The organism is Flavobacterium adhaerens, from assembly GCF_040045115.1.
Lineage (GTDB): Bacteria > Bacteroidota > Bacteroidia > Flavobacteriales > Flavobacteriaceae > Flavobacterium > Flavobacterium adhaerens.
The window spans coordinates 118,895-143,214 of sequence record NZ_JBDLZX010000002.1; the positions used below are offsets into that span (position 1 = coordinate 118,895).

A 24,320-nucleotide genomic window follows, 5' to 3' on the forward strand; every position below is an offset into this window, starting at 1 on the left:
TTATTCTTCTGTTGTTTCAGTTGCTTCAACAGCTGGAGCTTCAGCTTCGGCAACAACTTCAGCATCAGCTTCTTTATCAGAAGTCCTATTAGCTAGACCATCAATAATTGAAGTAGTTACTAAAGATAAAATTTTATCAATTGATTTAGAAGCATCATCATTTGCTGGGATAACATAATCTACTTCACGTGGATCAGAGTTTGTATCAACCATTGCAAAAACTGGAATGTTTAATTTTTGAGCTTCTTTTATTGCGATGTGTTCAGCTTTGATATCTACTACGAACAATGCAGCAGGTAGTCTAGACATATCTGCGATTGATCCTAAGTTTTTCTCTAATTTTGCACGAAGACGATCAACTTGCAAACGCTCTTTTTTAGATAAAGTGTTGAACGTACCATCTTTCTTCATTTTATCAATAGAAGACATTTTTTTAACAGCCTTTCTGATAGTTACGAAGTTAGTTAGCATTCCACCTGGCCATCTTTCAGTGATGTATGGCATGTTTGCAGCTTTTGCTTTTTCGGCAACGATGTCTTTTGCTTGTTTTTTGGTAGCAACAAATAATATTTTTCTACCTGATGCAGCGATTTTTTTCAAAGCTTCGTTAGCTTCTTCTATTTTTGCTGCAGTTTTATATAGATTGATAATGTGAATACCATTACGCTCCATATAAATGTAAGGAGCCATGTTTGGATCCCATTTTCTAGTCATGTGTCCGAAATGAACACCTGCTTCTAGTAATTCTTTTACTTCTATTTTGTTTGACATTTTTGTACTAGTTTACGTTCTGTTGAGTAAGCAATGTCCCGTTCTGGATTTAATGATTTAAAAATTCAAAGATTTAAAAATTTCAGTGTAATCTTTTAAATTATTCAATCTTTTAATCTTTCAATCCCGGTTTCATTTAGATGCTAAACTAATTTCCTACCTCGATAGGACAACAATAACATGGTTTTAATTTTTTTAATACATTGTAGAATGTCTTGCTCTATCTGAACAAGACAGGTAATATTAACGTTTAGAGAATTGGAATCTCTTACGAGCTTTCTTCTGACCGAATTTCTTACGTTCAACCATTCTTGGGTCTCTTGTTAATAAACCTTCTGGTTTCAAAATTCCTCTGTTTTCAGCATTTACTTCGCACATTACACGAGCTAATGCCATTCTTACAGCTTCTGCTTGACCATTAGAACCACCTCCGTAAACGTTTACTTTTACGTCAAAGTTGCTTACGTTTTCTGTCATAGACATTGGTTGTAAAACTTTGTACTGTAAAGTTGCAGTTGGAAAGTAAGTTGTAAATTCTTTTTTGTTTACAGTGATTACTCCTGTTCCTTCAGAAACATAAACACGTGCAACAGCGGTTTTTCTTCTACCGATTTTGTGAATAACTCCCATTACTTAAGATCGTTTAGGTTAACAGTTCTAGGTTTTTGAGCTCCTTGTTTGTGCTCAGATCCTACAACAACATTTAAATTTCTGAAAAGTTCTGCTCCTAATTTGTTTTTAGGTAACATACCTTTTACTGCTTTCTCTACCAATAATGCAGGGTTTTTTGCTTGCAATACTTTGGCAGATAAACTTCTTTGTCCTCCAGGGTAACCTGTGTGACGGATGTATGTTTTTTCATCCAATTTGTTACCAGTAAGGTTAATTTTTTCTGAGTTGATAACAATTACGTTATCTCCACAGTCCACGTGTGGGGTGTAACTTGGCTTGTACTTACCTCTTAAAATCATAGCGACTTTTGAAGCAAGACGTCCTAAGTTATGACCCTCAGCATCAACAACAATCCATTCTTTTTTAGAATTGGCTTTAGTTGTTGAAATTGTCTTGTAGCTTAATGCGTTCACAATAATATATTTTAATTAAACATTCCATTCCCAATAAAGGGAGTGCAAAAGTACAATTAATTATTTTAAAACCAAATAGCTTAATTGATTATTTTTTTTGAGAGTTGGTGCTGATTATCAAATATATATTTATTGATCGGTAATTTTGAATTGGATTCCTACTTGAATCATGGTGTAATAATTTCGAATATTTTTTTTTGATGTTGCAATTTTTTTGTACTTTTCCGTTTTATGTGGTTAAATATCCACTTTTTCCTATATTCTTTGCAGGAACGATTAGTGTTATTATTTAATTCTTAAAAATTAGGCTATTAATAAGTATAGTTCAAATATCACTCTCCAATGAAAGCAAAAGCAACATTAAAACAAATTGCAAAAGAACTTAATGTATCAGTGTCAACTGTTTCTAAGGCACTCAATGATAGTCCAGAAATTAGTGAACAGACGAAAGTCAGAATTAAAGAATATGCCAAATTAAAAAATTACAAACCCAATGTTATTGGTTTAAACCTTAAAAACCGAAAAACGAAGACAATCGGAGTTATTATTCCTAATATATTAAACTCTTTTTTTGCAAAAGTATTTAGTGGTATAGAGAAAGTGGCTGATGAGAGAGGATATAATGTAATTATGTGTATCTCTAATGAATCTATGGAAAAAGAAGCTCATACTATGGAGATTTTGAGTAACGGTACTATTGATGGTTTTGTGTTGTCTATTTCTGAAGAGGCACAAAAATTAGGTGAATACAGCCATTTCAATTCGATTATAAATGATGGTACTCCAATTGTGATGTTTGATAGAACTACAGATCAAGTAGAATGTGATAAAGTTATTGTAGATGATTTTGATTCTGGACAAAATGCAACACAACATTTAATTAATCTTGGATGCAAGAATATTGCACTTATTTCGTCTGTTGATAATTTAAGTGTCGGGAAGTTAAGAGCCGAAGGATATTTACAAGCCTTACGATTGAATAATATGGAGATTAATGACAATATAATTATTCGAACTGAATCTGAACATGATTTGGCTGATAAGATAAATGCATTGTATTCAAATAATTTAGTTGATGGTGTTTTTGCTTTAGACGAGAATGATTCTGTTGCAGCTTTAAAAGTTGGAGTTAAGAAAGGATATAAAATACCAAAAGATTTAAAAATTATTGGTTTTGCTGATGGTATTTTGGCTTCAAGAAGATTGTCGCCAAGTATGACAACTGTTAGTCAACACGGAATAGATATTGGTGAAGTGGCTGTAAAGTTATTAATTGACCGATTAGAATCAGATGAAGAACACAAACCTTATGAGACAGTGGTAATTAAAACTCAGTTGAAAGAGCGTGAATCTACTAAGTAAAAAAGTGTTATGAATAAAAAATGGCAATTGATTTTTTCGATTGCCATTTTTATTTGGTAAAAAATGAGTTGCTTTATTTTTTTACAAATGATTGTAAACAATTTAATGTCGATGCGCTGTATAGTCTTCCAATAGGTAAAACTTTATTTCTAATAGTTACTGAACGGCTGTTGAATTGGATAACTTTTTTTAGCGCAATCAAAAAGGAACGATGGACTCTGTAAAACAATCCTTCAGGTAACTTTTCCATCATTTCCGTAATAGATTGATAGGTTTTAAAACAATCATCTTCGGTGTAGATGAGTAGGTAATTGCCTTGCGATTCAAAATAGTCTATTTCGTTCAGATACAATTTCAATGTCTTTCTTTCGCATTTCACAAAAATAAAAGGTTGTTCTGTTTCTGCTTGGGTCAATTGTTCAAATTGTTGATTGTTTTTTTGAATTTTACAGTATTTGTGGATTGCCTTAGAAAAGCGTTCCAATGAAATAGGTTTCAATAAATAATCAGCGGCTTCCAATTCGAACCCTTCTACAGCATGTTCTGAATTGGCAGTAGTAAAAATAATTCCGATATCTTTTGGTAACGATTTTGCAAACTCGATTCCAGATTTTCCAGGTAAATTAATATCCAGAAAAATCAAATCTATTTTTTGGGTTTTCAAAAGATTTTGAGCATTGTTTGTACTCATGAATTTTCCTTTCAAATTCAAAAAGTCAAATTTTTCAATATGCATTTCAAGCAATATGGATGCTGGAAGTTCGTCTTCTATGATGATGCAATTGATTCTAGTGGGGGTCATTTGTTTTTATTTTTAATGAAACAAAAAAGGAATCAACTTCATTTTTGATAGTCAAAACATGCTGGTCAGGATAAAGTAATTCCAATCGCCTTTTTACATTCGTGATACCAACACCACTGTATGGATTTTCTTCATTGTTATTTTTCATAAAGTCATGTGGTACACTATTCTCAATTTTAACCACCAGCCATTCTCCTGAGGCTGTAATCGAAATGGTAATCCATGATTGGGAATCGGTATCATTCAGACAATATTTAAAACTATTTTCAATAAAAGGAAGAATTAAAAAAGGCTCAATATACTGGTTTTCCAAAATTCCGCTAGTACTGAAACTGAGTTCGAGTCTATTGTCAAATCGCAATTGTTGTAATGAAATATAGTTTTTTAAGTATTCGATTTCTTTTTCAAGAGGAATGTGTCTTGTATTTACTTCATAAACAGAATACCGGAGGAAGTCTGAAATTTTAAGAACAATACCAGCAGAATCATCAGATTTACTGAGGATTTTAGAATACAAACTATTGAGAACATTGAACAAAAAATGAGGATGGAATTGATTTCGTAACGAAAATAATTCGGCTTGCAACTTTTCGGAAAGAATGGTTTGAACCCTGTTTTTTTCTTCGGCAAGGTAATAGATAAGTTTTATTGCCAGCGGAATAGTGACAACGAACTGTAATTTAATCACATTGTACAAAAACACGGGAGCGGACAATAATGGTTCTTTTTTCCATTCCGTCAAATAATAGGTAATAATGATATAATTGTCAATCAGTCGTTGAATGAAGGCGAAGAAAAGAATTGAAAACAGGTAGGTAAGAACGAAAAGCCCTCTTTCTTTCTTGAAGAATAAATGAGGCATTGCTATTTCTACTATCAGTAAAACAAATACTATTTTGGGAAACACGCTATAACATTCGTTGACTAATGATCTCCAAAAATCGGACTCAGGCAACCCTTGAATTAGACTGAAAAGTAAGATATATCCAAGCCAATAGATTGAATACATTTTTATTTTTTGGGATGTGCTTCCTGAATACGAAATCGAATGATTCATTGTCTATTTTTTTTCTGTAATGTAAAGCTAAGTGTTTTGTTTTAGATTCAAAATGGAACTGTTGCAGAAAACACTTTTCTTATTTGAATGACATAAAAGTTTTGAAATGGTTGTTTACAATACAAATCATGTTGTTTAAATAAGTGCCTTTTTAATAGTAGAAAAGTGAAATATCTTTCGCTCACTATTAAAAAAATCTAAAAAAATTATGAAAAAAATTGTTTTAATTTTAATGGTGTTCTTTGGTTTTTCTTTGGCGGTTAAAGCCAAAAATACCGAAGTCTATCCAACAAACTGGTGGGTAGGGATGAAGACCAATTCCATTCAATTGCTTATTCGAACTACGGATGATTCTTTTGCTACAGATAAAGTAACTATTAATTATCCGGGAATAACGGTTACAAAAACTTATTCCTTTCCAAACCCAAAATATATTGCTGTAGATATAGTTATTGCGCCAGAGGCAGTTGCTGGAGATGTGATTATCGAACTGAACCAAAAAAGAGGCAAACAAAAAATAAAATGGCCACTTTATAACCGTAGGCCAGGTAATGGAACCCAATATGCCCAAGGCGTAACCTCTAGTGATTTTATCGATTTAATTATGGTAGATCGTTTCAGTAATGGGGATCCTGCGAATGATCGAGTAGAGGGGATGAGAGACCAGTCTCTTAACCGAAACGAAATGTATGATCGTCATGGAGGAGATTTGCAGGGCGTAATCAATAATCTTGATTATATTCAAGGATTGGGCGTAACCTCGCTTTGGTTTACTCCAATTATGGAGAATGATATGGAGAAAAGAACCGAACATGGTTATGCTATTACCAATCATTATAAAATTGATAAGCGATATGGAGGCGATGCCTTGTATGAAAAATTAAGCGATCAGTTACATAAAAGAGGGATGAAGCTTATTTTTGATGCGGTTTACAATCACATTGGATCTTTTCATTTTTTAGAATTGGATCCGCCAGCAAATGACTGGATACACCGCTGGCCAACCTATACCCAAACTAATTACAGAGAAATTACTTTGTTTGATCCCTATGGCACAAAATCAGATAAAAAAAGAATGAGTGACGGTTGGTTTGATACGATAATGCCAGACATCAATCATGACAATCCATTTATGGCCAATTTCATTATTCAAAACTGTATTTGGCATATCGAAAAATTTGGTATTGACGGAGTTCGTTTGGATACCTATACTTATAATGATTTGGATTTTGCAAATCGTTGCAACAAAGCAATTATGGACGAGTTTCCTAAAATGACCATTTTTGGAGAAATCATGGTTCATGGAGTGGCGAATCAGGCGTATTTTGAGCAAAACAATATGGATGTGAGTTTCAAAAGTAACTTGCCGTCGGTAGTGGATTTTCAAGCTTTGTATTATGGAATTATCCCTGCTTTGACAGAGCCTTTTGGTTGGAAAGAAGGGGTGAACAGATTGTACTATACCTTGAGCAGTGATTTTTTGAGTAAGAACCCGATGCAAAAAGTATTATTGTTGGATAATCATGACGAACCACGTTTTTTTTCAGTGGTTGGTGAGAATGTAGAAAAACAAAAAATGGGATACCAATGGTTATTAACCTGTAGAGGAATTCCGCAATTGTACTACGGTTCCGAAGTGTTGATGAAAGGATTTAAAGCACCAGACGGTTTAGTGCGTGCCGATTTTCCAGGAGGATGGAAAGAAGATGCTAAAAATGCATTTACAGGTAAAGGTTTGACAGATGATGAAAAATCAACACAGGATTTGGTTCGTAAATTGGGTAATTTCAGAAAAAATGCATCTGCACTTAAAACAGGAAAAATGATGCATTACGTTCCTGTTGACGGATTATATGTGTATTTCAGATATGATGAAAACCAGACCATTATGTGTGTGATGAATACAAGCAATTCCGAAAAAGAAATTGACTTTCAAAAATATGATGAAAGAACGGCTGGTTTCGCTTCCGCAAAAAATGTTATTACTGAGGAAGGTTTTGATACTTCGAAGAAAACATTCATTCCTGCAATGAAAATGTGGGTTTTGGAATTGAGCAAATAGAGAACGATCAACCTTTTTTTGTAATAAAAAACATATCTTTGAGTTAATGGATAATTTCAAGATATTTAATTTCAATTGATTGCTAACTGTAAAACCACAAATAATGAGACACCCCTATTTATTAGTTGTACTAATACTTCTCTTTGGAATAAACAATGCTGTTGTATTTGCTCAACAAGAAAAAAAAGCAACTGTGAATGTATTTCAAAACCGTGTATTTAAAGGTGAAAATTACAAGCCTTTAGGTAATGTGAAATGGGCTTTCAAAACTGACGGAAAAGTATTTTCCTCTCCAATTGTAAATGAAGGAACTGTGTATATAGGAAGTGAGGATGGGAATCTTTATGCTATCAATGAAAAGACGGGTAAAACAAATTGGAAATTTAAAACCGGAGGGGCAGTGCACAGTTCTCCGGCTATTTTTGAAAATACGGTTTATGTAGGCAGTTTTGATGGTTATTATTATGCTATTGATACCAAAACAGGTCAGTTGAAATGGAAATTTAAAACGGGAGGCGAACAATGGTCCGGCGAAAAAGGTTTTCTCGGGTTGAAACCGGCTGATCAATATATGGACGATTTGTGGGATTTCTTTTTGTCTTCCCCGGTTATAAATCCAGATAAGCAAAATCCAACTGTTTTCTTTGGGAGCAGTGATGGTAATGTATATGCGCTTAACGCTAATACCGGAGAATTGAAATGGAAGTTTGGAGTAAAAGGATCATTTCACTGTAGTCCGGTTTTAGATAAAAATACCTTGTACATTGGAAGTTGGGATGCTAATTTATATGCCATTGACATAACGACCGGAAAGGAGCGTTGGAAATTTGAAACAGTGGCGAAAGTCGGTTTTAAAGGAATAGAATCCAGTGTTGTCGTTGCCAATAACATGGTTTATTTTGGAGCTCGTGACCCATTTTTATTTGCTTTAAATGCCGAAACCGGAAAATTGGTTTGGAAGTATGATGCGGCTTATTCCTGGATACTTGGTACGGCAGTTGTAGTGAATGATGTTTTGTATGTAGGGACTTCAGATACTTACGCATTATTGGGATTGGATGCCAAAACCGGTAAAGAATTGTTTAAGTTTAAGGCAAATGGCTATGTGTACGGTTCTCCTGCTATTGCTGGTGAAACAGCTTACTTTGGAGATTTCACTGGTAATTTTTTCGCTGTGAATACTAAATCTTTGGGTAAAGAATGGAACAGTTTCAGCACCGAAGGGCGAAAACAGTTTGGTCCGCAACTATTAAACAACAATCAACTTGACTTTGCCTATGTTGTCAAAGATGGAGATGTTTCTTTATATGATACTAATAAAGCGGTGATGGATAAGTTCTATACATTAGGTTCCATTGTTTCTTCTCCTTTTGTGGCCAATAACACGGTTTATTTTGGCAGTGCCGATGGGAATTGTTATGCCATCGGATTGCTTACGAAATAGCAATCAGACACATCAGAATATAAATTAATTTGGCATAAATAAAATAGTATGATTATTCAGCAAATACGGTTTTTGCTGGTATTTTTATTCTCTCTTTATTTCTGTTCCGGGCAAGATATGCCCAAAAACGAAAAGAGAAGTTATACCACAAAACCATTAGAAAATAATAAAGCACCCATAATTGACGGGCTTTTGACGGATGCCAGCTGGGATATTGTGGATTGGCAAACGGATTTTATCGAGAATCTTCCAGATGAAAATACACCACCTACGGAGCAAACCAAATTTAAGATTGTTTACGATTCGAAGTTCTTGTATGTGGCTTTCAAATGTTATGACAAAGTACCGGACAAAGTCGTAAAAAGAATGTCAAGACGTGACGGTTTCGCGGGTGATTTTGTCGAAGTGAATATCGACAGTTATCACGATAAACGAACCGGTTTTTCATTTACAATATCGGCATCAGGGGTGAAAAGTGATGAATTCATTGCTGACAATGGAGATAATTGGGATGCCAGCTGGAACCCGATTTGGTATGTAAAAACCAATGTAGATGCTGAAGGCTGGACCGCCGAAATGAAAATACCGCTGAGTCAATTGAAATTCAGTGACAGTGGAAATCAGGTTTGGGGTTTTCAGGCGACACGCTGGTATTTCAGAAAACAGGAGCGTTCGGTTTGGCAACGTATACCTACTGATGCCCCTGGATGGGTAAGTGAATTTGGGAATTTGCAGGGCTTGATTAACTTGAAACCGCAAAAACAACTTGAAATTCAGCCCTATTTCCTAACACAGTATGATACCTACGAACAGGAAACCGGAAATCCGTTTCGGGAGGGGCAGGAATTTAATATGAACGCTGGGCTTGACGCCAAAATCGGAGTGACCAATGACCTTACATTAGACTTGACCATCAACCCCGATTTTGGTCAGGTTGAAGCCGATCCGGCAGTAATTGCTTTAGATGGATTTCAGGTATTTTTTCAGGAGAAGCGTCCGTTTTTTATCGAAAACAAAAACATTTTCGATTATAATTTTGCAAATAGTGAAGACAATCTGTTTTATTCTAGACGTATTGGAAGAAGTCCACAGGGAATCATAACAACCCAAAAAGAGGATTTTGTCAAACGCCCGCAAAATTCCACTATTCTCGGTGCGGCTAAATTCAGCGGTAAAACGAAGAATGGATGGTCTTTGGGGATTTTGGAAAGTGTAACTGCCGATGAATATGCAAAGATTGACAATGGTAAGGAACGTCAAGGGGTGTTGGTGGAACCGCTGACAAATTATTTTGTGGGTCGTGCTCAAAAAGATTTTAATGATCGGAATAGTTTTTTGGGAGCGATTGTAACCGCAACCAATAGAAATACAGATGAGCCACAATTCAGTTTGTTGCGCGAAGCCGCCTATTCCGGAGGTATCGATTTTAAACACAATTGGAAGGACCGAAAATATTTTGTGGCTGGGAACATTGTTGGAAGTTATGTTTCGGGTTCAAAGGAGTCCATTACAAATACCCAAAGGGAAATGACACATTTGTTTCAGAGGGTCGATGCCGATTATGTTTCGGTGGATACTGAACGCACTTCATTGAGCGGAACGGGAGGGAAGATTGAAGTCGGAAAAGCATCGGATGGACACTGGAGATACAATGCCAGCCTGACCTGGCGCTCGCCGGAATTGGAACTGAACGATATTGGTTTCCTTCGTCAGGCCGATGAAATCAGGCAAACACTAAATGTCAGCTATCAATCGTTAAAGCCTTTTGGTGTTTTTAGAAGCGGAATGGTGAAATTCGAGCCTTTTGTTACTTATGATTTTGGAGGTTTCCATAACCGGACTTATTATGATCTTTTGGGAAAAGGGGAGTTCAACAATTATTTGTGGGCCAATATTGGTTTTTCATACAAACCGAGAATTTACAACAATGCGTATTTGCAGGGCGGTCCCAAATTCAGGTTTTCGGAAGAGTTTGTGAGCTATAATACTTTTGGTACCGATAACCGAAAAAAATTACGCTTTCAGGCTGGCGTATTTTTTGCACAGGGGAAAAACAATTCGTTCTCATACAAAGAAGTGGATCCGAGTGTGACCTACCAGCCAACTAATGCCTTGTCGATTACGATAAACCCAAATTTCAATGTCAATCAAAGCAAAACCCAATATGTAACCCAATCTCCTTTTAAAGGAGGTACAAGGTACATCACGGCGCATATGGATCAGCAGACAGCCAGTGCATCCTTGCGGTTGAATTACAACATCAATCCAAATTTCACCATTCAGTATTACGGACAGTCTTTTGCTTCTACAGGGAAATATTCGAACTTTAACTATGTGACCAACCCAAGAGCATCTTATTATCTGGATAGGACAGTTACCTATGGTACGAATCAGATTTCTTTTGACAGTGCTACGAATCTTTATAGTGTGGATGAAAATTTAAATGGAACCACCGATTATTCGTTCTTTAATCCGGACTTTTCATTTGTTCAGTTTCGTTCCAATCTGGTTTTGCGCTGGGAATACATACCCGGTTCCGAAATTTATCTGGTATGGTCGCAAGGCACAAATGGCTCAGGAAATCCTGTAGACGATTTGTTTGTCAATATGGATACCCAGATTTTGGGTAAACAACCTCAGAATACATTTATATTAAAGGTAACTTACCGCTTTTTGTTATGATTGATAACTATGATTATTTATGAATTTAAAAGATACTATTATGTGTAAAAAAGACATTCTGTTTCTGTTAATGCTTGTTCCGTTGTGTTTGTTTTCACAATCTGAAGCCATCGATAAATCAATTGACTATTTGTCGAAAAATAAAATGTCGCCTCAAGAATACATTGCTTCAAAATTTGCAACCAAAGAGATAATTCTTTTGTCCGAAGAGCATCGGGTTAAGGAAAACCTGGAGTTGGTAAAAAGTCTGATTCCTGTTTTGCATCAAAAAGGGGTATTCATCATTGGAATGGAATTTGGTGCAAGCGAAAACCAAAAAACGCTGGATTCCTTAATTTTGGCTCCGGAATACAATGACGATTTAGCTCGTAAACTGATGTTCAATTACAATTCGGGATGGGTTTTCAAAGGCTATACAGATTTGTATAAAGCCGCTTGGTCATTTAATAAATCACTGTCCAAATCGGCAAAGAAATTCCGTATTCTAAATTTAAGTTACCGATACAATTGGTCTTCATTTTCAGGACACCGGACTCCCGAAAAGATGAAAAAAGTTTTCTATAAAGGAAATACCGAAACATATCGATTCAGTATTGTTGAGAAAGAAATTATAGCAAAGGGAGAAAAGATTTTGATACTTACAGGAGATATTCACGCTTTTACGAGATATAAATTCCCAGTATATGACTTCTTGGGAGAAGATTTTGTTCGATTCGAAAATGGTTATTTCGGAAACCTATTGTATGTCAAATATCCGCAGAAGGTGTATTCCATTTCATTGCACAAACCTTTTATGAATCTTCCCGATCTCAAACCTAATTTGGTTTCACCTGCAAATGGAGCTATTGAAGAAATAATGCAAAAACTGAATAATGAGCCCGTGGGATTTGATTTGGTTAACACACCTTTGGGTAAATTATCAGACAATAGTTATTATTCATTGGGTCATAAAAACTTTACGATGGAAGATATTTATGATGGATATGTGTTTCTAAAGCCTATCAAACAACTTTCCGGCTGTGAAATAGATACTGTTTTTTTAACAGAAAAGAATTGGGAACAAGCTTTGGAGAATGTTGCAGACCCAGATTGGCGACCAAGACCTAAAAGTTTAAAAGAATATTGGGAACAAATTTTAGAGTATGCTGATGTTCCAAAAATATATGCTGAAGTAGATAAACAATAGTATTGTTGGTTTAAATTTTAAAAACCGTCTCGTTTTTTAATGAGACGGTTTTTATATTGTAAAAATGATTAATGCGCTTCCAGCCAGTTTTTTCCCAAACCTATTTCAACTTCTAATGGGACTTCCAGTTTAACTGCATTTTCCATCTCTTGTTTGATCATCGGTTGGATTTTTTCTAACTCGCTGTTGTGAACATCAAATACAAGCTCATCATGAACTTGTAAAAGCATTTTCGATTTCCAGTTTTCTTCGGTTAGTCTTTTGTGGATATTAATCATGGCAATTTTGATAATATCAGCAGCCGAACCTTGAATTGGAGCGTTTACTGCATTTCTTTCAGCACCACTTTTGACCATCATGTTAGCTGAGTTAATATCTTTTAAATACCTTCTTCTTCCTAAAATGGTTTGTACAAATCCGTTTTCTCTAGCAAAATCTACCTGATTTGACATATAGGATTTTAGCTTTGGATAGGTCGCATAATAAGCCTCGATCAATTCGGCGCTTTCTTTTCGAGAAAGTGATGTTTGGTTACTTAAACCAAAAGCCGAAACACCATAGATAATTCCGAAGTTTACGGTCTTGGCATTGCTTCGTTGCTCTTTAGTAACTTCTTCCAACGGAACGTTGAAAACTTTTGCAGCTGTACTTTTATGAATGTCTTCGTTGTTTTGAAATGCTTTAATCATGTTTTCTTCGCCAGACAAAGCGGCTATGATACGTAATTCTATTTGCGAATAATCGGCAGAAAGTAAGGTATAATTTTCATCACGAGCAATAAAAGCTTTTCTGATTTGGCGACCTCTTTCGGTGCGAATTGGAATATTTTGCAAGTTTGGATTATTAGAACTCAAACGTCCTGTTGCGGCAACAGTTTGCATATAATCAGTATGAACGCGACCAGATTTGGTATCTACCTGACCAGGCAATGCATCAATATAAGTGCTTTGTAGTTTTACCATTTGGCGCCATTCTAGAATATCACGAACAATTTCATGGTCATTAGCTAAATAGGACAAAACCTCTTCGCCAGTGGCATACTGACCCGTTTTGGTTTTCTTTTGCTTGGCGCCACCAATTTTTAATTTCTCAAATAGAATATCGCCCAATTGTTTTGGTGAAGCCAGATTGAATTTTTCACCAGCGGTTTCATATATTTTTTGTTCCAATGCATTGCTTTCTTGTTGCATTTCGACTGACATCGATTGTAAAAAAGGAACATCTAGATTGATACCTTCCAATTCCATAGAAGCTAAAACAGGTATTAATGGAATTTCGATTTCATCAAATAATTTTTTGGTTTCGACTTTATCGAGAATCGGGCTGAAGTTTTGTTTCAATTGAAAAGTAATATCAGCATCTTCGGCGGCATATTCTTTAATATCTTCCAAAGGGACATCACGCATCGATTTTTGATTTTTTCCTTTTTTACCAATTAAATCTTCGATGGATTTTGGTGAATATTTCAAATACGTTTCCGATAAAACGTCCATATTGTGTCGCATATCGGGATTGATTAGATAATGCGCAATCATGGTGTCAAATAATTTTCCTTTGATTTGAATTCCATAATTTGATAAAATTTTCAAATCGTATTTGACGTTTTGACCAATTTTCTCAATAGCTTCATTTTCAAAAAAGGGTTTGAATTTATCGGCCAAAGCTTGAGCTTCTTCTTGATTTTCAGGAAATGGAACATAAAAAGCTTTTCCTTTTTCAAAAGCAAACGACATTCCGACCAATTCAGCATTTAAAGCGTCAATTCCGGTGGTTTCGGTATCAAAACAAACTGAAGTTTGATTCATTAAGTTTTGCATCAATAATTTTACAGCAAAATCTCCTTGGATACTTTGGTAAAAATGTTCTGTATTTTCTAAAGTTGCATAAAACGAATGTGGTTTAGTTTCGCCACTTTCTTCATCCGAAAAACCAAATAAATCAAATTGGTCTTCGTTTGTTTTTTTAGCTGGAGTTTTTTTGGGAGTAACAGTTTCAGAAACTGAGTTTTCTTCGGCAACTGTAGGATTGTATAATTTGTCAAACTGTGCTTTCATTTGGCGGAACTCTAGTTCTTGGAATAAAGCATCTGTTTTTTCGATATCTGGTTTTGATAATTCGTATTCGCTTTCGTCAAATTCAACAGGACAATCTAAAAGAATTGTGGCAAGTTTTTTAGATAGTAAACCTAGATCTGCATTGGCTTCTATTTTGTCTTTTAGGGCTCCTTTTAGTTGATGTGTATTGGCTAAAAGATTTTCAAGACTACCAAATTCTTTTAGGAATTTTTTAGCTGTTTTTTCCCCAACACCTGGTAATCCAGGAATGTTATCGGCAGAATCTCCCATCATTCCTAAATAATCAATTACTTGTTCAGGACGATCAATTTCAAATTTTTCTAAAACTTCTGGAATTCCCCATATTTCGATATCATTTCCCATTCGGGCTGGTTTGTACATAAAAATATTTTCCGAAACCAATTGAGCAAAATCCTTATCTGGAGTTACCATAAAAACTTTATAGTTTTGTTTTTCGGCTTGTTTGGCTATGGTTCCAATTAAGTCATCAGCCTCAAAACCTGCTACTTCAATAATCGGAATATGCATAGCGCGCAATAATTCCTGAATGTAAGGAACTGCAATTTTTATAGCCTCTGGTGTTTCGTCACGATTGGCTTTGTATTCTGGGAACATTTCGTTGCGCAAAACACTTCCTCCTTTGTCAAATGCTACTGCCAAATGATCTGGTTTTTCTTTTTTGATTACATCCATCAAGGCATTCATAAACCCCATAATGGCCGATGTATCCATACCTTTAGAATTGATTCTTGGATTTTTGATAAAAGCAAAATAACCGCGAAATATTAAAGCATAAGCATCGAGAAGGTAAAGGCGTTTTTGAGCAGACATAGTACTTGTGTTTTTTTTAGAAGGGTAAAAATAGTTAAACATTATGGATTGAGGAGCGTTAATTTTTATTTAATTAAATCTGTATCGTTTTTAAAATTTGTTAATTTGTCCAAAAAATTAAAAATGGGTTTGAGGTTGTTATTTTTTTGTTTCGTTTTTGTTGTTGTTGAAATATATGCTTATCAGGCAATTAAAACTTTAATAAAAGCAAAATGGATTCTTTTGTCATATTCGATAATTAGTGCATTACTTCTGTTTTTTATCCTTTATTCTTTTACGCAATTTGATCGTTCGGTTGGACAAACTAAGCAAACCCTATTTACTATGGGGTTGATGTTGGTTGTTTATCTGCCTAAAATTGTGATTTCGGTAATACTTCTAGGGGAAGATGTTTTTAGGGTTTCGGCTGGTGTAATTAATTATTTTATAGACACTAATAAAAGTACATTTTTACCTTCTAGACGGAAATTTGTTAGTCAAGTTGGTTTAGGTCTAGCGGCAGTTCCTTTTTTGTCTTTGTTGTACGGAATTTTTGAAGGGAGATACAATTACAAAGTAATAAAACAACCCATATATTTCCCAGATTTGCCTGATGCTTTCAATGGTTTTACTATTACACAAATTTCTGATGTTCATAGTGGTAGTTTTGATAATCCTGACAAAATAAGTCATGCTATAGATTTGGTAAATGAACAAAATTCGGATTTGATCTTGTTTACAGGGGATATTGTAAATACACATGCTAAAGAGATGTATCCTTGGATTGAGACTTTTAATAAAATTAAAAATCCTCAGTATGGAAAATATTCGGTATTAGGAAACCACGATTATGGTGAATATGTAACCTGGCCATCGCAATCGGAAAAAGACAAAAACTTTGAAGACATCAAAAAGTTATACGGACAAATAGGTTTTAATCTGTTGTTGAATGAGCATAGGTTTATAGAAAAGGATGGAGCAAGAATTGCTTTGGTTGGAGTTGAAAATTGGGGACGTAACTTTAAGCAGGCTGGTGATTTGAATAAAGCTTCTCAACAATTGAGTAAAGACGATTTTAAAATCTTAATGAGTCACGATCCTAGTCATTGGGATCAAATCGTTCAGCACGACGAGCGACACTATCAACTTACACTTTCGGGGCATACACATGGTTTACAATTTGGTATCGAAATTCCAGGGATTTTTAAGTGGAGCCCTGTAGAATATGTGTATAAGCAATGGGCAGGTCTGTATGAAAACCTCGGAAGATATGTCTATGTAAATAGAGGATTTGGTTTTCATGCTTATCCTGGGAGAGTAGGGATTATGCCTGAGATTACGGTAATTCAACTAATAAAAGGCGAAAAATTAGCATAATTGGTATAAAATGCTAATTTTGTAAGCTAATATCTCTTTTTGAAAGTAATAGAAATTTAATATTTTGGATTTATGTCAAAATTTGGAGAACTTATAAATGCTCAAGTTCCAGTGTTAATAGATTTTTACACAGAATGGAACGAGTCTTCAGTATCAATGCATCCAGTTATAAAAGATGTAGCGGCAGCACTTGGTGATAAAGTAAAAGTAATTATGATAGATGTTGATAAAAATCAAGAATTATCAGACGCATTGCGCATAAAAGGATTGCCAACTTTTATGATTTATAAAGAAGGAATGATGATTTGGAGGCAATCAGGCGAGTTAGATGCCAATACTTTAATCGGAATTGTACAAGAGCAGTTGTAAATAAGTTGTATTTGTGATTCTTCACAGAATTTGCTCAAATTTATATCCTTTTTCTTTTAATGTTTTTAAAACAATAGGAAGTGCATATCTAAGGTTTTTATGTGCTTTTACGCTATCGTGAAAAACAATTATACTTCCCGAAACTACATTTTGCAGAACATTTTCAAGACATTTCTTTGGTGTTATGGTTTGGTCAAAATCAGCACTGAGAACATCCCACATAATTATTTTGTAGCCTAATTGCTGTAATTTTTTAGATTGCGATCCTTTAATTTTACCATAAGGAGGTCGGAAGAGCTTAGGTTTTAGAGGTAATATTTCAGAATTTAAATTAAAAATGCTGTTTTCGCATAATTGCGTATTTTTGATATATTCTTCTATATTCGTTTGCCATCCATTTTGGTGATTGTAAGTGTGATTGCCTATGCGATGACCTTTTTCAAGTGTTTTAATAAAGATTTCAGGATATAAAGCAATGTTTTTACCAATACAGAAAAATGTAGCTTTAGCGTTGTGTTTTTCTAATTCAGCCAAAACCCATTCAGTTATTTCAGGAGTTGGACCATCGTCAAAGGTGAGATAGATTTTATTATCTTGATTAGGGATGTTCCAAACGTACTTTTTGAATAGTATTTTTATCAAAGAATTTGTTTTAATCCAATAGGGTTTCATCGTTCAAGGCAATAAGTTGTGTTCAAATTTAAATAAAAAATGTAGTGCATTTTGGAGTTGCACTACATTTTATAATTCAATTTATGATTTAATTTTATTCTTTGTCGCGTTCAAATCGAGCAAAAATTTCGATGTAAGTATTGAATGCTTTTTTACTTGAATTGTAAAATGCAATATCATTACTTTCTTTCATTACTGTTAATAAACTTCTGTAACGTTCAATATCGGTAATGATTTCGATGGTTACATTTGATTGCTCAGAAGGAATTAACTTGGCATAATAATTTAAGTTATCTTGATATTTTGCAATTAACTTTTCAAGTAAAGCATGTGCTTTTGCTTTTTCACCAACATCGTAATATCCTTTAGCAAAAGGTTCAACTAATGAATAATAACCAAATTTATCTAAAGGCATTTTTGTTATTGCTAATTCAATAACTTTTTTGGCTTTGTCAATTTTACCTTCTTTAATAAGCTGATTCATCAGTCTAGATAAATTCATTCTGTAGGTCAAGCTTTCTCTACGGGTTTCTGGATCATGATATATTTTGTCGCTTTCGCTGTTACCCCAATCCCAAGCCATAACTTTATTGTACATGTTCTCAGAATCAATTCTTCCCATATCCATTTGACCAGCATCTTTATCTAGCGGTTTTTTTATAGGAACAAGTTTATAGGTCATTCCTTCTAATTGAAGGTATTCTTTCATCCATAAATAATCTTCATTATCAAATGCGCCTCCACTAAAATAAACAGGTCTATTCCAGTTGTTATTGTTGATAAGGTCTAACATCATCAATCGGTTTTTGTAAATAGCATTTCCTTTGATTTCAATGTCGATATAGGGAACAATTGAATCAATTAATTTAGGGTTTACAACCTTGTTTTTTATGATGTTATCTTTATTGATAGGTATTCTGATTTTATTAGTAGGGTAATAATGGATTGTTTGTCCGTTTTGCATTTCTACTGTAGATCTTGGGTCTTTAATGAATTTTATAAAATCACTTAAATTCCAACGGCTCTCTGTTTTTGGTATATGAGCTACATAATCTAATTTGTCACCTACGTATTGATTATGCGTAAATGAAATAGGTAATGCATTCGATTCGTATGCTTTTCTTTTCATTTGGTCAATGTACCAATCGGTCATCAGTAAGCTTGTATTCACGATTTTAATATCTGTTCGAATACCTTCTATTTCCTGTGCATACCAAAGAGGGAAGGTGTCGTTGTCTCCAATAGTGAATAGGATAGCATTACGATCGCAGGATTGTAAGTATGCTTTTGCCATTGCAGTTGCGGTATATTTTCCAGAACGGTCATGATCGTCCCAGTTTTGCGAAGCCATTAATATTGGAGCTGCCAATAAAGAAGCTCCAATAATTGCTGGACCCGCTATTTTTGGGCTTAAATATTTATGAAAACTTTCGTACAAAGAGTAAACGCCAAATCCAATCCACATTGCAAATACATAGAAGGATCCCACTAAAGCATAGTCTCTTTCGCGTGGTTCAAATGGTCTTTCGTTTAGGTAAATTTTCAATGCTAGCCCCATGAAAAGGAATAGTACTAGTAGCACATAAAAACTTTTTCGATCCTTGCTTGCGTGATACATAATTCCGATAAGACCTAGTATAAAAGGTAGGAAGAAATAAGTATTTCGGCCTTTATTGTTTAAGGTATCTGCGGGTAAATTGTCCTGTGAGTTTAAATGTAAACTGTCAATAAACGATATACCACTTATCCAATTTCCATCAAGATAATCATATCTACCTTGTTCATCATTTTGCCTTCCGACAAAATTCCACATTAAATATCTCCAGTACATATAACCAAATTGATATTCAAACATGAAACTGAAATTATCGGCTGTTGTTGGCTTTTCAATTATCAAATAGTCTTTGTAATGTTGTAAAAACGAAACATAACCTTCGTTGTCGATTTGTTTTTGGGCATATGCTTGTCTAAATTGGGCAACCGTTTTTTCAGTTTCGTTTCTTAACTGAGCTATTGCTTTGTTATAATCTTCTTCGGTTAATTGTTCTGGGTCTAAACCGTAATTTACAAGATCTTGTTCGTAATTATGATTTGGGTCTATTCTAAATGTGGGTGGATTAGTAAAATTAATATAATTGGCAATATGCTCAGTACTCCACATTCTAGGTAAAAATGTTTTTTGACTGTCATCACTATTTTGCTCAGCGTTTTTGTAGTTGTTTACAATTATATATTTACCTGTTTTGTAATCCCTCTCATAATTAGGTTTTTTGTCTAAATATGGAGTTTCAGGATCTAATCCTGTAAAAACCTCGGTGTATTGTGGTCCATAAAATAATGGATTTACGCCGTATTGCTCTCTGTTGTAATAAGCTAAAACTTCAGCAGCATCCGAAGGTTTATTTTCGTTTATTACAGTTTCTGAATTGGCGCGAATTGGCAGCATTAACCAAGTAGAGAAACCAATTAGTATAAAAAGAATACAAAGAATAAGGGTGTTGTAATGTATCAATCCTTTCTTTTGAGTATAATTTAATCCAAAATAAAAAAAGGCAACTAAAAGTAATGTAACGAATATTGTTCCTGAATTAAAAGGTAACCCCATTGAGTTTACCATAAATACTTCAGTTTTACCAAAAAAAGCCATTGTTAACGGTAACAATAGTTTAAATATAAAAAGTAAAATAGAAACTACTACAATATTACCAATGATAAAGTTTTTTACTGTTACAGTTTTGTAGTTTTTGAAAAAATATAAAAAACCGATTGCTGGGATAGTTAATAGAGCCATAAAATGTACTCCAAAAGACAATCCAACAACTAGAGAAATTAATAATAACCAACGATTTCCTCTTGAGGTATTCATTTCTTGTTCCCAACGTAATCCTAACCACAGTAGTAAAGAAATTAAAAGAGTCGCCATTGCATAAACTTCGGCTTCTACAGCATTGTACCAAAAACTATCTGAAAAAGTATAGGCCAAAGATCCTACTAATGAACTTCCTAGAATTACAACAGAATTATTGTTGTTAATTTCAGTATGTTGGCTTACGACTTTTCTTAAAATCATAGTAGATGACCAAAACATAAATAGAATAGTAAAGGCGCTTGAGAATACAGAAGTCATATTTACCATCAAAGCAATCTGCTCTTTATTAATAGCAAACATGGCAAAGAACGCACCAATCATTTGAAACAAAGGAGCTCCTGGTGGATGTCCTACTTCTAGTTTTGCTGCTGTAGCAATATATTCGCCACAATCCCAAAAACTCATGGTTGGTTCAACAGTTAGAGTATATGTTATTAATGCTATTGTAAAGGCAAACCAACCTGTAATAGTATTCCATTTGTTGAAATTGAATGATGTCATATTTACTTGTATTCTTTTTTTTATGTGTTTTTTTAAGCGTTACAAAGAAAATGCATTTTTTTTTAAAATAGAGTTGCATTATGCTTTATTTATATAATTTTATCGTTTTTGTAAACTCTTTGTTTATCAATTGTTTAATTGAATTTTTTTTTTCGAGTGCATTTTTTTTCAATTTTTTTTGAAGAAAATTTCAAAAAAAGTTTGCACAACTAGGAATTTGTTCTAAATTTGCACTCGCTAAGCAAGAATGCTAGGCAAGAAAGCTGGTCTATGGTGTAATGGTAACACAACTGTTTTTGGTGCAGTCTTTCTAGGTTCGAGTCCTAGTAGACCAACAAAAAAAGCTTCAACATAAGAAGTTTTTTGAATTATATTAAACTGTACGTGATTAGGAAAAAGCCTTTCAATTATTTTGAAAGGCTTTTTTTTGTTTGGTTATATTCTAAAAGTGATTACAGGTTTTGAGGAGTGATTCACTAAATCCTCCGAAATGCTTCCTATGAAAAAATGATTCAAGGCGGTTCTCCCGTGTGTGCATAGGGCAATTAAGTCGGCATTTTTGTCATTAGCATAATTGATGATTCCTTTTTCAATGTTTTTCTCATTATATGTTTCAAAGCTGTATTCGGGCATGTCGAAATTTGAGATGAAATTCGTGATTATTTCTCTTCCTGTTGATGTCGTTATAAAGCTATTGGGTGTGCAAATCATTACTAGATTGATTTTGGCTTTGAATAACTTGGCTAAAGACAAGAATTTTGCAAATGGTTTTTGAATTTCGTTAGAGAAATCAGATGCGAAAACGATGTTTTTGATGTCGAAATTTTCTGCTTTATTTTTAATCACTAAAACGGGTATTTCAGACTGTCTAACAATTTTTTCGGTATTTGACCCAATAAAAATTTCATTAATACCTGATGAGCCTTTAGATCCCATGATGATCAAGTCGATGTCGTTGTTTTGACTTAGGTAGTTGTTTATACCGTGTTGTACACCGTCTAATCTTATAACTTCTGTTACTTTAATATTGCTTAAAGCTGGTCTGGTTCTTATATTGAATAATGTTTCTTCGGCTTTTTGTTTGAATAACATAATTTCTGGGATGCTAACTTGATTAGAGATAGCGTCGTTGAGGTGTGTTGGAAGTTCCAACATGTGAATTAAGATGATTTCGGCATTGTTGTCTTTTGCAATTTGTGCACCAACTTCTATAGCTTCGTTAGCATATTTTGAAAAATCAGTTGGAATTAGAATTTTTTTCATGATAAATGGATTTGCGGGTAATAAAAATTAATTTTTAATAGGAAATTTAAAGATAGTATATATTTTAATAAAAATCAATTTTTTAGATTTGCAAAAATGTACTATATTTGCAACGTTATTTATTAAATCATTTAAATAATGAGGGGACTAATGTCCCCTCTTTTTATAAAGATATGACATTTAAAGAAAAAGTAAAACAGGTATTAGACGAGGCTCTTCTTGAAAAACCATCACTTTTTTTAATTGACTTGACGATATCGGAAAGTTTTAAAATTAGTATTGGTATTGATGGGGATAATGGAGTGATTTTACAAGATTGTATCGATATAAGTCGAGCAGTAGAAAGTAATTTAGATAGAGAAGAACAAGATTTTTCTTTAGAGGTTGCTTCGGTAGGAGTGGGTTCACCTTTGAAATTAGTTAGGCAGTATAAAAAGAATGTTGGGAGAACATTAATTGTTAAAACCGACAAGGAAAATATTGAAGCAGAATTAGTTGAAGCTAATGATCTTTTTATAATTTTGTCATGGCAAGCTAGAGAGCCTAAAAAAGTAGGAAAAGGAAAAGAGACAGTTCAGAAAGAATTACAATTGTCTTATGAGGATATAAAAGAAGCAGTTGTAACAGTAACATTTTAATTAAAGAATTCGCATGGAAAATTTAGCATTAATCGATTCATTTTCAGAGTTTAAAGATGATAAACTTATTGATCGTGTAACGCTTATGGCAATTTTGGAAGATGTATTTAGAAATGCATTGAAGAAAAAATACGGTTCGGATGATAATTTCGATATCATTATCAACCCTGATAAAGGAGATATGGAAATTTGGAGAAGAAGAGTAATCGTTGCTGACGAGGATTTGGATTTTGAAAATGAAGAAATTACTTTAACTGAGGCTAGAAAAATTGAGGCTGATTTTGAAATAGGTGAAGAGGTTTCAGAAGAAGTTAAATTGATAGATTTAGGAAGAAGAGCGATTTTAGCTTTGAGACAAAATTTAATTTCAAAAATACACGAACACGATAATACCAATCTTTATAAACAATTTAAAGATATTATCGGTGATATTTATACTGCAGAAGTACACCATGTGCGTCCAAGAGTTGTAATTTTGGTTGATGATGACGGTAATGAAATAGTTTTGCCAAAAGAAAAACAAATACCGTCAGATTTTTTCCGCAAAGGAGATAATGTTAGAGGAATCATTGAAAGTGTTGAGCTAAAAGGAAACAAACCTCAGATTATTATGTCTAGAACTTCAGATAAGTTCTTAGAGAAATTGTTTGAACAAGAAATTCCAGAGGTATTTGACGGTTTAATTATGGTTAAAAATGTAGTGAGAATACCAGGTGAAAAAGCTAAAGTAGCTGTAGATTCTTATGATGATCGTATCGATCCAGTTGGTGCTTGTGTAGGGATGAAGGGTTCTCGTATTCACGGTATAGTTCGTGAATTAGGAAACGAAAATATCGATGTTATCAATTATACTAATAATGTTCAATTGTATATTACAAGAGCATTGAGTCCAGCAAAAGTTTCTTCAATAAAAATTAATGAGGAAACTAAAAGAGCTGAAGTGTTCTTGAAATTAGAAGAAGTTTCTAAAGCAATCGGAAGAGGAGGTCATAATATACGTTTGGCTGGTCAGTTGACAGGATACGAATTAGATGTTATCAGAGAAGGCGATGTAGCAGGTGCAATTGCAGATGATGATGATGTAGAATTAACTGAGTTCTCAGATGAAATTGAAGAATGGGTGATTGAAGAATTCGCTAAAATAGGTCTTGATACTGCAAAAAGTATTTTGAAACATGACGTTGAAGACTTGGTTAGAAGGACTGATCTTGAAGAGGAAACCATTTTAGATGTGATGAGGATATTGAATGAAGAGTTTGATAGTTAGCCAACTGTTAATCCGTCATATTAAATAA

General features: G+C 34.0%; 18 protein-coding genes and 1 tRNA gene. 10 read left to right on the plus strand and 9 right to left on the minus strand.

The window, feature by feature from the left end; all coding sequences use genetic code 11:
* From rpsB to rplM, 3 genes are all read right to left on the minus strand, one after another.
* Nucleotides 1–771, minus strand: coding sequence for a 30S ribosomal protein S2 (gene rpsB, locus ABEB18_RS03230; RefSeq protein WP_348797603.1), 771 nt, complete (start codon nt 769–771; stop codon nt 1–3).
* Nucleotides 772–1,014: 243 nt separating this feature from the next.
* Entirely contained in the window at nt 1,015–1,401 is a 387-nt protein-coding gene (rpsI, locus tag ABEB18_RS03235) for a 30S ribosomal protein S9 (protein ID WP_348797604.1), read from the minus strand.
* Nucleotides 1,401–1,856: a 50S ribosomal protein L13 gene (gene rplM, locus ABEB18_RS03240; RefSeq protein WP_348797605.1), complete on the minus strand. Its 456-nt coding sequence runs from the start codon at nt 1,854–1,856 to the stop codon at nt 1,401–1,403. The genes rpsI and rplM overlap by 1 nt, the downstream gene beginning before the upstream one ends.
* 342 nt (nt 1,857–2,198) lie before the next feature.
* On the opposite strand from rplM, the gene ABEB18_RS03245 reads away from it, so the two are divergent.
* Nucleotides 2,199–3,218, plus strand: coding sequence for a LacI family DNA-binding transcriptional regulator (locus tag ABEB18_RS03245; RefSeq protein WP_348797606.1), 1,020 nt, complete (start codon nt 2,199–2,201; stop codon nt 3,216–3,218).
* A 73-nt stretch (nt 3,219–3,291) separates the two neighbouring features.
* On the opposite strand, the gene ABEB18_RS03250 is transcribed toward ABEB18_RS03245, so the two are convergent.
* Together ABEB18_RS03250 and ABEB18_RS03255 are read right to left on the minus strand one after the other, a co-directional pair.
* Complete coding sequence (locus ABEB18_RS03250) at nt 3,292–4,020, minus strand: LytR/AlgR family response regulator transcription factor (protein WP_348797608.1); 729 nt, start codon at nt 4,018–4,020, stop codon at nt 3,292–3,294.
* The gene (locus tag ABEB18_RS03255; RefSeq protein ID WP_348797609.1) at nt 4,007–5,077 is read right to left on the minus strand and encodes a sensor histidine kinase; all 1,071 of its coding nucleotides are present in this window, start codon (nt 5,075–5,077) and stop codon (nt 4,007–4,009) included. The genes ABEB18_RS03250 and ABEB18_RS03255 overlap by 14 nt, the downstream gene beginning before the upstream one ends.
* A gap of 208 nt (nt 5,078–5,285) precedes the next feature.
* Between ABEB18_RS03255 and ABEB18_RS03260 the strand changes: the two genes are divergently transcribed.
* The 4 genes from ABEB18_RS03260 (at nt 5,286) to ABEB18_RS03275 (ending at nt 12,451) form a co-directional block, all read left to right on the plus strand.
* A complete protein-coding gene (locus tag ABEB18_RS03260; protein ID WP_348797611.1) occupies nt 5,286–7,139 on the plus strand; it encodes an alpha-amylase family glycosyl hydrolase in 1,854 nt (617 codons plus the stop codon).
* A gap of 103 nt (nt 7,140–7,242) precedes the next feature.
* Complete coding sequence (locus ABEB18_RS03265) at nt 7,243–8,583, plus strand: outer membrane protein assembly factor BamB family protein (RefSeq protein WP_348797612.1); 1,341 nt, start codon at nt 7,243–7,245, stop codon at nt 8,581–8,583.
* A 48-nt stretch (nt 8,584–8,631) separates the two neighbouring features.
* On the plus strand, nt 8,632–11,265 hold the full coding sequence (locus ABEB18_RS03270) for a DUF5916 domain-containing protein (protein ID WP_348797613.1): 2,634 nt from the start codon (nt 8,632–8,634) through the stop codon (nt 11,263–11,265).
* Between the two features lie 40 nt (nt 11,266–11,305).
* Nucleotides 11,306–12,451 (plus strand): hypothetical protein, encoded by a 1,146-nt coding sequence (locus ABEB18_RS03275; RefSeq protein WP_348797614.1) that lies wholly within the window; start codon nt 11,306–11,308, stop codon nt 12,449–12,451.
* A 68-nt stretch (nt 12,452–12,519) separates the two neighbouring features.
* On the opposite strand, the gene polA is transcribed toward ABEB18_RS03275, so the two are convergent.
* Entirely contained in the window at nt 12,520–15,357 is a 2,838-nt protein-coding gene (gene polA, locus ABEB18_RS03280; protein WP_348797615.1) for a DNA polymerase I, read from the minus strand.
* A gap of 123 nt (nt 15,358–15,480) precedes the next feature.
* Between polA and ABEB18_RS03285 the strand changes: the two genes are divergently transcribed.
* On the plus strand, nt 15,481–16,713 hold the full coding sequence (locus ABEB18_RS03285) for a metallophosphoesterase (protein ID WP_348797959.1): 1,233 nt from the start codon (nt 15,481–15,483) through the stop codon (nt 16,711–16,713).
* A 72-nt stretch (nt 16,714–16,785) separates the two neighbouring features.
* Nucleotides 16,786–17,082, plus strand: coding sequence for a thioredoxin family protein (locus tag ABEB18_RS03290; protein WP_348797616.1), 297 nt, complete (start codon nt 16,786–16,788; stop codon nt 17,080–17,082).
* Between the two features lie 21 nt (nt 17,083–17,103).
* Here the strand turns inward: ABEB18_RS03290 and ABEB18_RS03295 are convergent, their stop codons facing one another.
* Both ABEB18_RS03295 and ABEB18_RS03300 read right to left on the minus strand, forming a co-directional pair.
* The gene (locus tag ABEB18_RS03295; protein WP_348797617.1) at nt 17,104–17,754 is read right to left on the minus strand and encodes a polysaccharide deacetylase family protein; all 651 of its coding nucleotides are present in this window, start codon (nt 17,752–17,754) and stop codon (nt 17,104–17,106) included.
* Nucleotides 17,755–17,848: 94 nt separating this feature from the next.
* Nucleotides 17,849–21,124: a protein O-mannosyl-transferase family gene (locus ABEB18_RS03300; protein ID WP_348797618.1), complete on the minus strand. Its 3,276-nt coding sequence runs from the start codon at nt 21,122–21,124 to the stop codon at nt 17,849–17,851.
* A 264-nt stretch (nt 21,125–21,388) separates the two neighbouring features.
* Here ABEB18_RS03300 and ABEB18_RS03305 point away from each other — a divergent pair.
* Nucleotides 21,389–21,459: transfer RNA gene (locus ABEB18_RS03305), tRNA-Gln, on the plus strand.
* Nucleotides 21,460–21,559: 100 nt separating this feature from the next.
* Here the strand turns inward: ABEB18_RS03305 and ABEB18_RS03310 are convergent.
* Nucleotides 21,560–22,387 (minus strand): universal stress protein, encoded by an 828-nt coding sequence (locus tag ABEB18_RS03310; protein ID WP_348797619.1) that lies wholly within the window; start codon nt 22,385–22,387, stop codon nt 21,560–21,562.
* Nucleotides 22,388–22,560: 173 nt separating this feature from the next.
* On the opposite strand from ABEB18_RS03310, the gene rimP reads away from it, so the two are divergent.
* Nucleotides 22,561–23,025, plus strand: a complete 465-nt coding sequence (gene rimP / locus ABEB18_RS03315) for a ribosome assembly cofactor RimP (protein WP_348797961.1) — start codon at nt 22,561–22,563, stop codon at nt 23,023–23,025.
* 13 nt (nt 23,026–23,038) lie between these two features.
* The gene (gene nusA / locus ABEB18_RS03320; protein ID WP_348797620.1) at nt 23,039–24,292 is read left to right on the plus strand and encodes a transcription termination factor NusA; all 1,254 of its coding nucleotides are present in this window, start codon (nt 23,039–23,041) and stop codon (nt 24,290–24,292) included.
* The last annotated feature ends 28 nt before the right edge of the window (nt 24,293–24,320 follow it).